Origin of the sequence: Tunturiibacter empetritectus (assembly GCF_013410875.1) — a bacterium.
GTDB classification, from domain to species: Bacteria; Acidobacteriota; Terriglobia; order Terriglobales; family Acidobacteriaceae; genus Edaphobacter; species Edaphobacter empetritectus.
The window spans coordinates 621,903-634,020 of sequence record NZ_JACCCU010000002.1; the positions used below are offsets into that span (position 1 = coordinate 621,903).

Here is a 12,118-nt window from a genome sequence, read left to right on the forward strand (position 1 = left end):
GCGGAACACTCCTACGCTGTCTGCTCTAAAGCCGTGATTCTTCGGGGATATAAGTAACCTCTCCGGGAACAAACCTCCTTTCCTGGCAAGAGTGTCCGAAAAAAAGACACTTCGTCGTCAGCTCTTACTCCTTCCCCTACTACTTCCGTGGTATGTCGCCGAGGGAGGTTGTACCTCGATACTTGTCTCGCATTACTTTGGTTTTCGTCTTCGACCAAATTAGAACCTCTGCTTCACTTGTCTCTTTGTTCCTCTCTCTGCAAAGGCGTTTTTTGCGCCTTAAGCCGAGAGAATTTTGCCTTAATCACACGGAAGTGGCACTCCCGCATCCCCTATCGGGGAGCTGTAGTAACCACTTTCTCACTGTAGTTTTCAGTTGATGCGACGGCTTTGAGCAATTTTTTACAACGCTAAGCCGCTCCAGTGTCGATAAGTCTTGATGTAACTCGAGGTGCGATTTTGGTGAAACTTTTTAGGGCTACTGCAGCGACCGCAAGCTTCGCGCTCCTTCACTTTTGTCTCGGCTGTGGAGCCGGCTTGGTCCCGGTAAACGTTGCGCCAAGTATCAGCCAGGTCGTCCCCCAAACCATCGCTGCGGGTTCAAAGAACCTGACCATCAAGGTCTCAGGAAGCCATTTCACAAGCGAGAGTGTCATCCTCTGGAATGGCAGCGCACTCTCCACCTCGGTCATCGACTCGAATACCCTCTCAAGCCCACTTGCAAGCAACATCGTCGCAACACCTTCCACGGTGGAATTGCAGGTACAGAACACTGTTACAAAAGCTTCTTCATCGTCAGTACCCGTAGTCATCACGACACCTGCGACCGGTGCATCCGCTTCGACCCTGACGCTCTCTACGACCTCTTTACCCCAGGCCGCCCTCGGCACTCTTTATAGCGTGGCGCTGACCGCAAATGGAGGCACACCCGCATATACCTGGAGTGTCACAGGAGGGCAGTTGCCTTCGGGACTCAGCCTATCCTCGACCGGAGTTATCTCCGGCGTACCCACCGCGAGCGGAAGTTTTTCATTTGCAATCACGGTCACTGACTCCGGTTCCCCCGCACAAACCGCAGCGATGCAATTTGGCTTGAATATACCCGCTGCTGCAGCCCCACCCGTTAGTCCCACGCCTCTGCAGATCACGCCTTCGCTCCCCGCTGGTGCAGTTGGGTCGATCTATTCAGGTTCGCTGCAGGTAAGTGGAGGTACCGCGCCGTACACATGGTCCTCGAGCGCGTTGCCTGCAGGACTTAGCCTCGCAAGCAACGGCGCCATCTCTGGAGATCCGACTTCAAGTGGAAGCACTACTGTAACCTTTACCGTTGCAGATTCAAGCAGCCCAGCCTTGACCGCCTCAGTCACTGCAATACTCGCGGTAACCCCGTCGCCTCTGACAATTACCATCGTCAGTCTGCCGGCCGCCCAGACGAACTCTCCCTATTCCGCGTCACTGCAGGTACACGGAGGGACAGCACCTTACACCTGGTCCACCAGCGCCCTACCCGCTGGACTCACTCTGACAAACAACGGCACCATCTCTGGAACGCCAACAGCCTCCGGCAACTTTCCAATCACAGTCACGGTCACCGACGCCGGTTCACCAACCCTGACCACAAAAGCTTCGTTCACTCTATCGATCGTCGAGACAATCCAGCCGCTTATCATTACCTCGACTTCCCTTGCACCGGCCACCTCCAGCAAACCTTATAGCGCCTCGCTCGATGCATCAGGAGGAACTGCTCCCTACATCTGGTCCGCCGGCGCTCTTCCTGCTGGACTCGCTCTCACCAACAACGGTATCCTCTCGGGAACCCCGACAGCGACCGGCGTCTTCACCATCACTGTCACGGTCACCGACGCAGGTTCACCCTCTCTCAGCGCCAAGACTTCGTTCAGTCTGTCAGTCGCCGCAGCAATCCTGCCCCTTAACGTCACCTCCGTTACCCTTGCAGGAGCCACCTCCAACCAACCATATAGCGCCTCGCTCAACGCCTCTGGTGGAACAGCTCCCTACACCTGGTCCGCCAGTGCGCTTCCTGCTGGACTCATCTTCGCCAGCGACGGCATCCTCTCCGGAACCCCCACCGTTACCGGCAGCTTCCCCGTCACCTTCACTGTCACCGACGCCGGGACACCTGCCCTAACCGCGAAGGCAACGCTCAGCATCTCCGTCACTGCGGACATCCAACCCCTCATCATTACCTCCACCTCCGTTGCGAGCGCCACCTCCAACAAACCCTACAGCGCCTCCCTCGACGCCTCCGGAGGCACAGCCCCTTACACCTGGTCCTCCACTGCGCTCCCTGCTGGACTCAGTCTTCGAAGCAACGGGATCCTCTCCGGAACCCCGACCGCTACCGGCAGCTTCCCCATCACCTTTACTGTCACCGATGCCGGTTCTCCCGCCCTGACCGCCAAGACTACGCTCAGCATCTCCGTCACCGCGGCCATCCAACCCCTTACAATCTCCTCCACTCCATTTGCAGGCGCGACGGCCAACCAACCCTACAGCGCCTCCCTCAACGCATCTGGAGGAACTGCTCCCTACATCTGGTCCGCCGCCGGGCTGCCCGCTGGACTCTCTCTCGCCAGCAACGGCATCCTCTCCGGAACCCCAACCGCGACTGGTAATTTTCCCATCACGGTAAACGTCACTGACTCCAGCGCGCCTGCCGTGACAGCAAAAGCTACGTTTAGTCTTTCGGTCACCGCGCCAATCCAGCCCCTCACGATCACCTCTACTGCAATCGCGAGCGCAACCTCCAGCCAACCCTACACCGCATCCCTCAACGCCTCCGGAGGAACTGCTCCCTACACCTGGTCCGCGGCCGGCCTCCCTGCCGGGCTCTCTTTCGCCAGCAACGGAATCGTTGCAGGAACTCCCACCGCGACCGGCAGCTTCCCCATCACCTTCACGGTCACCGACGCCGGATCCCCAACCCTCACCACGAAGGCAACCCTGACCCTCTCGGTCGCCGCAGCCATCCAACCGCTCAGCATTACCTCCAGCGCCTTTGCGAGCGCGACGGCCAACCAACCCTACAGTGCCTCACTAAATGCGACTGGAGGAACACCTCCCTACACCTGGTCCGGCGCTGGGCTTCCCGCCGGAGTCTCTCTCGCCACAAACGGCATTCTCTCAGGAACCCCGACGGTCAGCGGCAATTTCCCCATTACACTCGCAGTCACCGACGCTGGCTCGCCCACACTCACCACAAAGGCAACCATCAGCCTCTCCGTCGCCGCAGCCATCGCGCCGCTCTCCATCACCTCCACCACCTTCGCAGGAGCAACCTCCACCCAGCCCTACACCACCACTCTCAGTGCAACCGGCGGAACAGCTCCCTACACCTGGTCCGTTACCGGCCTGCCTGCAGGCCTCACCCTAGGAGGCAACGGTGTCATCGCCGGAACTCCCACGGCCACCGGCAGCTTCCCCATAGCCATCGCCATCACCGACGCTGGCTCGCCCACACTCACCGCAAAGGCAACCATCAGCCTCTCCGTGGTCGCACCCATTGCACCTCTCGCCATCACCACCACCACCTTTGCAGGAGCAACCTCCACCCAGCCCTATAGCGCCACCCTCAGCGCCACCGGCGGAACCGCTCCCTACACCTGGTCCGTCACCGGCTTACCCGCTGGTCTCACCCTCGGCAGCAACGGAGTCATCGCGGGAACCCCCACCGCCACTGGCAACTTCTCCATCTCCGTCACCGTCACCGATAGCCAAAGCCCAGCCAAGACCGCATCCGCCACCATCCCGCTCTCGGTCACCGCAGCCATCGCCCCTCTCGCCATCACCACAACCACCTTCGCAGGAGCGACCTCCACCCAGCCGTACACCACCACTCTCAGCGCAACCGGCGGAACCGCTCCCTATACCTGGTCCGTCACCGGCCTACCCGCTGGTCTCACTCTCGGAAGCAACGGAGTCATCGCCGGAACCCCCACCGCCACTGGCAGCTTCCCCATCTCCGTCACCGTCACCGACAGCCAGAGCCCAGCCAAGACCGCATCCGCCACCATCCCGCTCGCGGTCACCGCAGCCATCGCCCCTCTCGCCATCACCACAACCACCTTCGCAGGAGCGACCTCCACCCAGCCGTACACCACCACTCTCAGTGCTACCGGCGGAACCGCTCCCTACACCTGGTCCGTCACCGGCCTACCCGCTGGTCTGGCACTCGGCAGCAACGGAGTCATCGCCGGAACCCCCGCCGCCACTGGCAACTTCTCCATCTCCGTTACCGTTACCGACAGCCAAAGTCCAGCAAAGACCGCGTCCGCCACCATCTCACTCGCGGTCACCGCCGCCATCGCCCCTCTCTCGATCACCTCCACCACCTTTGCAGGAGCAACCTCCACCCAGCCCTACACCACCACTCTCAGTGCTACCGGCGGAACCGCTCCCTATACCTGGTCCGTCACCGGCCTACCCGCTGGTCTCACACTCGGCAGCAACGGCGTCATCGCCGGAACCCCCACCGCCACTGGCAACTTCTCCATCTCCGTTACCGTTACCGACAGCCAAAGTCCAGCAAAGACCGCGTCCGCCACCATCTCACTCGCGGTCACCGCCGCCATCGCCCCACTCTCGATCACCTCCACCACCTTCGCAGGAGCAACCTCCACCCAGCCCTACACCACCACTCTCAGCGCAACCGGCGGAACCGCTCCCTACACCTGGTCGGTCACCGGCCTACCCGCTGGTCTGGCACTCGGCAGCAACGGAGTCATCGCCGGAACCCCGACCGCCACCGGCAACTTCTCCATCTCCGTCACCGTCACCGACAGCCAGAGCCCAGCCAAGACCGCATCCGCCACCATCTCACTCGCGGTCACTGCAACTCCACTTACAATTACCACCTCAACTCTGCCTTCAGGCACCGAAAGCACAGCCTATTCGAGCACTTTACAGGCGAGCGGAGGCACCCCTGCCTACACGTGGTCGATCAGCACTGGCAGCCTGCCCGCTGGACTCACCCTGGCCGCAACCACCGGCGTGATCTCCGGTACTCCCTCGGTGACCGGCACCTCCAGTTTCACTGCAACCGTAAGCGACAACGGCACTCCCGTCCAGACCAAGTCGGTCACCGTCTCGATCACGTTGAGCGCAGCGCAGCCACCTCCTGGTCCGGGGACCACCTGGTACATCCGCCCGGATGGTGGCACGAACACGCAGTGCACCGGCAAGACCAACGCAGCCTATCCAGGTTCTGGCAGCGGTCAGGCGTGCGCCTTCAATCACCCGTACCAGATGATGAACTCGTCGGGAGCCTGGACCAGCTTTGCTGGCGGCGACACGATCCAGTTTGTGAACACCAGTGGCACGTCCGACACCTATTACATGGGCGAGCAGAATGCGGGAATAGGAACCGACTGGCATTCGCAACTGAGCGTAATCTGCCCTCAGCCGAATGCAAACCAGAGTCAGGGATTCGAATGCGTCCTGCCTGTTCCCCCCTCGGGCACAGCCGGGCAACACACCCGGATTCTCGGTCAGAACGCAGGCAACTGCCACGACTCCGCACACACTCACTTAGTCAATCCCACCGTGTTGAGCGGTATTGATAATGCCTACTGGGTGCTGGACGTACAGGGCAGTAATTATGTTGATGTCTCCTGTATTGAAGTGACCCAGCCTGACACCTGCACCACGGCAGGGGGCACCGGCGCACCGGGCAATTGCGGTAATAATGTGCCTAACGCAGTGCGCTTCGGCGGTCTTGTCCTGCAGTACCTAACCGCGCAGGGACCGTCCAACTTCACACTCACCGACTTTGCTGTAGTTGGGGTCTCTGGCAGCGGCATCCTTGGCAGCCATCTCAACAAATCCAGCAGCGATGTCTTTACCGCGAGCGACGTATACGTGATCGGCAACGGACAAGCGGGTTGGAATGGAGATGGTGGAGCTTGCGATGGCTCAGCCGCCAATGACTGCGAATCCGTCGGGACCATGAACCTGTCTCATGTGATCGTCGACTGGAATGGCTGCATGGCCGTCAAGCCGTACGACATGACCAAGCCCGATACCCAGAACAAATTCAACTACTGCTACGGACAGGTAGACGGAGGCTACGGCGACGGCTTTGTGCAGGTGGCGGCTGGCAACATGACCTTGAACGTGGACCACAGCTTCTTCCGCTGGAATACCCAGGACGGATTCGATTCGCTCCACCTCTCCGACGACGTGACCACCTCGCCGGCGATCCACATCTCGGACTCCTGGTCGGAGGGCAACGGCGGTCAAACCTTCAAGCTCGGTGCCGGAGCTGCGTCTTCTGCCATCAACAACGTCTCCATCAGCAACTGCCGAGTGCTCGCCACGGCCTCGAACTTCCCCCTCAACCCGTCGGGCTGGGCTCTCGACAGCGCTGACACCTGCCGCGCCGCCGGCAACGAATGGGCGTTCCAAATGAATGGTGGAACTGTTATCACGCTGGAGAATAACACCTCGGTTGGCTACGGTACCACCATGTTCGACCTCGAATGTGCCGTTCAGGCTCCCAACTGCGTGGCCGACGGAGCCAGGTTCATCTTCAGAAACAACATCAACAAGGGCTATCCCGATGCCGGAAACGGTAACAGGCTCGCTTCCGGCATCTACCTCGGCGCCGGAAATGTCTTCGCCAACTCCGGATCGGCGATCGACCACAATCTCTGGAGCACGATGAACACGGGCTGCCCGGACAACTCCGTCACCGCGGGATACGAGAAGATCTACACCTGTGGGGACCCTGCTTTTGCGAGTGAGACAGACGTCAACCACTTCGACCCCCACCTCACCTCCTCCAGCGCGGCCATCAACTCTGGAATCGCAATCTCAGGAATCACCACCGACTACAACGGAGCCACCAGAGCCAACCCGCCAGCCATCGGAGCCATGGAACCATAAACAAAACCATAAACACACAGCCGGCCGCGCAATCACACGCGGCCGGCTCTTTTGCGCTCTATAAACCCACCGATAGCGAGCTATCCGAAGGGGGCCACTCAGGAAAGCGGAACCACTGCATTGCCGAGCAAGACCTTACTAGCAACGAACGATCTTGTCCGACTTGATCCCCTTCGTTGCATTCCGCGAATCCACCACCAGCTTCGACTTGTTCACAATGTCCTTGTAGTCGTAGTCCGTATGGTCAGTCATGATCAGAACGCAGTCGTACTGCCCCAGATCATCGAGCGGCGTGCAGGTCATATTCAGGTTGTAGTGCCGCCCTCTGCCCACGGTCGGGAAGTAGGGATCGTTGTACTGCACCTCGGCGCCCTGCTCCCGCAGCAACTCGATCACGGTCAGCGACGGCGACTCGCGCAGGTCATCAATGTCCTTCTTGTAAGCCATCCCCAACATCAGGATGCGCGCCCCGTTCACAGCCTTCTTATTCTGGTTCAGCCCCTTCGCAACATACTGCACCACATGCGCAGGCATAGCCTCATTTACCTCGCCAGCCAGCTCAATGAAGCGCGTATTGAAGTCATACTCCTTCGCCTTCCAACTCAGATAAAACGGATCGATCGGAATGCAGTGTCCCCCCAGGCCCGGCCCGGGATAAAACGGATGAAACCCGAATGGCTTCGTCGCCGCAGCGTCGATCACCTCCCAGATATCCATCCCCATCTTCAGCGCCAGCACCTTCAGCTCATTGACCAGAGCAATATTCACGCAGCGATAAATGTTCTCGAGCAGCTTCGTCATCTCAGCCGCGCGCGTCGAAGACACCCTCACCGACCGCGTAAAGATACCCTCGTACATCACCGCCGCCAGCTCGGTCGCAATCTCCTCATGGCCGCCCACCACCTTCGGAATATTGTGCCGCGCCACGGTCGTATTGCCCGGATCTTCACGCTCCGGCGAGAACGCCACATAGAAGACACCTTGTTCGGCCACCGTACCCTTGCTCTGCACCTTCAGTCCATTGCGGTTCTCTGCCTCGAGGATCGGGATCATCAGATCCTCCGTCGTCCCCGGATACGTCGTGCTCTCCAGCACCACCAGCTGGCCCTCCTGCATCCACGGAGCCGCGGCCTTCGCCGTATTCTCCACGTAGCTCAGGTCCGGCTCGCGATGTTCGGTCAAGGGCGTCGGCACGCACATAATGATGGCGTCCATCTCCGAGAGCCCGGCAAAGTCCGCAGTTGCCTGGAAGCCCTGCTTCCGCGCGCTCTGGATCTCTTCCGCGGGAATTCGAAAGATATACGACCTGCCCGCTTCTAGATCTGTAACTTTTTTAGTATCAATATCAAATCCCGTCACCTTGAAACCCGCCTCCGACAACAGCAGAGACAGTGGCAACCCGACATATCCGAGCCCGATCACCCCGATCTTCGCGGTACGGTTCTCCAGACGCGTCATGCGCTCCTGCGCAATCTTCGGCAAAATAACTTGGCTTTGTGTCAACATAGTCTCGATTATCGCATCCACCTTCCGCACTTCATCATTTTGAAACTCAATCAAAACATCCCATTTCCAGTAAATTATTCGCCTTCTCAATCACCTTCACACTTCGCATGCAAACCGCGTGGAACAATGCAGGACGATATTCCCCGAATAGCCAGAATCCGTCTGATTGTTTTTTACTTTATCCTGACGTCTATCGATCAGCCCTCTTCGGTCGTCCGCGTCGCACGAAAGTCGCATTGACTTGCCTCTTTCCGCTCCTCAAACTTAAATCAAACTGCTCCTCTGTCGGCAACACTAGCTTTCGCCCTGCAAACCCTGATAATAAGGGTGGCATCACGTCACAAACATCTTTGCAACGCCCCAGCACAGTACGTCTGGGTGGAGGAATGATGGCCCGTTATCTCATCACCGGAATCGCAGGCTTCATCGGCTCATCCATGGCCCACGCTCTCGTCGAACAGGGACACGACGTACGCGGCATCGACAACCTCTCCACCGGCGACCTCAACAACCTCGCCGACATCCGACACGCCATCGACTTTCAGCAGCTGGACCTCCAGGACGCCGCCGGCATGAAGTCCGCCTGTGAAGGCATCGACTACATTCTCCACCAGGGAGCCCTCGCCTCGGTCCCGCGTTCCGTCAAAGATCCCCTCGCCTCACATGAATCCAACATCAACGGCACGCTGAACCTCCTCATCGCAGCGCGCGACGCCAAGGTTCGCCGCATCGTTTACGCGGCCTCTTCCTCAGCCTACGGCGACCAGCCTACCCAGCCCAAACAGGAGGATATGCTCCCCCGGCCGCTCTCGCCCTACGCCGTTCAGAAGCTCACCTGCGAGTACTACATCCAGTCCTTCTACCGAGCCTACGGCCTCGAAGGAGTCTGCCTCCGTTACTTCAACATCTTCGGCCCCCGCCAGGCTGCCGACTCGCCCTACTCCGGCGTCATCGCCCAGTTCACCTTCAAGATGATGGAAGGCATCACCCCCACCATCTTCGGCGACGGCCTCACCAGCCGCGACTTCAACTACGTCGACAACGCCGTCAGTGCCAACCTCCTCGCCTGCCTCGCGCCCAGCGAAGTAGCCACAGGCCGCGTCTTCAACATCGGCACCGGCAAAAGCCACACCCTCAACGAGGTCTACGCCACCATCGCCGAACATCTCGGCTTCACCGCCCAGCCAATCTACGGCCCCCCAAGAGCAGGCGACATCCAGCACTCACTGGCCGACATCACCCGCGCCACCGCCGAGCTGGGCTATCAACCCAAAGCCCACTTCCACGAAGGCCTCAAGAAGACCGTCGCCTGGTACCTCGAAGAGAAGCAGAAAAAGGAAGTTACAGCGCTCAAAGCCTGACCTGCGCCTGACTGCAAGAGATCAACTCAACCCCAGACGAAGGGGCCGCCAGCAACCAGGCGGCCCCTCACGATGACATTCATCTCACCAGTGGCTGCTCCCGCAACCTCCGATCTGGATCAACTCAACCTACGCGCGCATCCGACGAAACAATGCACCCGCAGAACCGATCAGGCCCGTTCCCAGAAGCAGCAGCGAACTCGGCTCCGGAACCGTGGAGACCTCACCCGCAAAGTCAACACCGTACTCCGCACCGCCAGCCTGGAGCACTTGAAACGTCAGTTTATTGACGCCGCTCACGAAGTCATTCGCATTAAGCTGGACCAGCGTAGGATCGCCGATGCAGGTGGGAACGCCGTTCGAGCAATGCGGATATGAGTCTCCCGTCGGCGTGTTCTCCAGGTTCCCGTTTAGAAATACCGCGACCGTATCGTCCGCATAGATATTCAGATAGCCGCTTGCGTCGGTAGGGTTCTTATCTTCAAGGGTGAACGTACTGGTGAAGAAGTAGTTGCCATTTGGTGTAGTGAAAAACGAACTCGACTGTGGTCCCGTCGCACCAAAGGAGACCCAGCTCGACTTAGGCAGGGCAGCGCTCCACACCGACCCATCGGAGGCAAGATCCACCGTAGGGGTGCCTGGCAACTGACCAGACCCGAATCCGTCGTTGAACGAAAAGCCGGGATAGTTGGATTCTCCCAAAACCGAATTGACATTGCCGAAGTTACCGCCAGCCGTCACGCCGTCAACGCCATACACGCCATAACTTCCAATTTGAAGAGTGTCGGCAGAGGCGAACGTAGTTGCAACTACGAACACCGCGCCTAAGGCAGAGAGTTTCGAAAACAGTTTCATGAAAGGGCCTCCTGAAATTCCGCTTAAAGCGGTTCGATCCTGAACCATGGCTTGCCACGGTCTCGTACATGTGCGCCTGTCACTACCCTCAATTTGGCTAAGCGAACCGCAGCGGGTCTTGAAGGCAATCATGCAACTCTTGAAGCAGCTTGTTCCCCAAACAAAAACCTTTTTGAATGAAACAGTTAGAGATTCATCAAGGCTGCAAGGTGCAATAAAATGCACACTTTTAATGCAAATAGGACAAACTTTGCCACTTGACTGCTAAAAATTGCGCGTCGCCGCAGATGATCAAGACTTTTTTCCCGGATCCTCTGAAAATGAACACCCGCTTCAGTCGATCCGAACCGGCGTCCCCTCTAAATCGCATCTCAGTACAGAGACCGCTGCAACGTCCTCAATCAGGCAAATTCCATTCGCAAAGTTTTAAAACCAAAGCGCACTTTCAAACCAATGAGGTAAAAGAAAAGAATGCATCTCACGTCTCCGGCAGCCCGAACCGCCCCACTCTCGGCCAGAATCACCCGGCGCCTCTCGCTCTCCGGATCCCTCCTGCTACTCCTTCTGGCAACACCCGTCCTCGCCTTCAGCGCACCCCTTACCGGCACCCCGCTCAATGACGGCTACTACGCCCTATACAACCTCGACTTCAACGTCGCCCACGGACACTTCGGTCAATGGATGAGCGCTCATCCCGACGACTGCCTCGGCCCTGCCTCCGACGCGGCCGGCTACATCTTCGACGAGTTCAACCGCCTCGGCGTCCTCGACATCGAGCTCTTCGCCGACGACAACCGATTCACCTCGCGCACCCGCCCCGCCATCGACCCGGCGATAAAGCAAGGCTTCGAGGATCGCATTAATCAGTCCAACCACCTCGCCGATGTCTCCCTCCAGCGCAACCCCGGCGACTCGAACGCGCTCTATTGCAAAGCCGTCACCTCAGGCATGCAGGCTGACTGGGCCTCCTTGATCGACCGTCACGAGTATGGCGCCTTCAAATACAGCGAACTAGCCAGCAAGTACGCCAAGCAGGCTCTCGCTGCCAACCCCACCCTCTACGATGCCAACCTGGCCGTAGGCATCGAAAACTACATGCTCAGCCTTAAAGCTGCTCCCATCCGCTGGTTCCTCGGCATGGCCGGAGCAGGCACCAACAAGGCCGAAGGCGTCCGCCTCCTCAAACTCACCGCCGAACGAGGTCACTATCTCGCTCCCTTCGCCCGCCTCATGCTCGCCGTCGGAGAGCTTCGCGATGGCCGCACCCAGTCCGGCAAACAGATCCTGATCGGCCTCTCCCAGGAGTTCCCAAAAAACACCCTCTACCAGCGCCAGATCGGCCGCCTTCATTAGCCTCCCGCCGAAATTCAACACTGAACCTCACTCAGCGTGTACCTTTAACCCATCGCTCCATCCCACGCCTCCAGAGACGATCGCAGGCTGCATTATTAACTTCCACGCACCATGAACGAAACGCAGCTCAATTTACGTCA

At 58.9% G+C, this 12,118-nt stretch carries 5 protein-coding genes; 3 read left to right on the plus strand and 2 right to left on the minus strand.

What is annotated here, in order from left to right; all coding sequences use genetic code 11:
- The first annotated feature begins 537 nt into the window (after window positions 1-537).
- Window positions 538-6,903, plus strand: a complete 6,366-nt coding sequence (locus HDF08_RS14870; RefSeq protein WP_179639404.1) for a beta strand repeat-containing protein — start codon at window positions 538-540, stop codon at window positions 6,901-6,903.
- Window positions 6,904-7,041: 138 nt separating this feature from the next.
- Here the strand turns inward: HDF08_RS14870 and HDF08_RS14875 are convergent, their stop codons facing one another.
- On the minus strand, window positions 7,042-8,409 hold the full coding sequence (locus HDF08_RS14875; protein ID WP_179639405.1) for a nucleotide sugar dehydrogenase: 1,368 nt from the start codon (window positions 8,407-8,409) through the stop codon (window positions 7,042-7,044).
- A gap of 389 nt (window positions 8,410-8,798) precedes the next feature.
- Here HDF08_RS14875 and HDF08_RS14880 point away from each other — a divergent pair, with 389 nt between their 5' ends.
- Window positions 8,799-9,770 (plus strand): SDR family oxidoreductase, encoded by a 972-nt coding sequence (locus tag HDF08_RS14880; protein WP_179639985.1) that lies wholly within the window; start codon window positions 8,799-8,801, stop codon window positions 9,768-9,770.
- Between the two features lie 129 nt (window positions 9,771-9,899).
- Here HDF08_RS14880 and HDF08_RS14885 read toward each other — a convergent pair whose 3' ends face one another.
- A complete protein-coding gene (locus HDF08_RS14885) occupies window positions 9,900-10,625 on the minus strand; it encodes a PEP-CTERM sorting domain-containing protein (RefSeq protein ID WP_179639406.1) in 726 nt (241 codons plus the stop codon).
- Window positions 10,626-11,096: 471 nt separating this feature from the next.
- Here HDF08_RS14885 and HDF08_RS14890 point away from each other — a divergent pair, with 471 nt between their 5' ends.
- On the plus strand, window positions 11,097-11,978 hold the full coding sequence (locus HDF08_RS14890; protein ID WP_179639407.1) for a hypothetical protein: 882 nt from the start codon (window positions 11,097-11,099) through the stop codon (window positions 11,976-11,978).
- Window positions 11,979-12,118 lie beyond the last annotated feature (140 nt).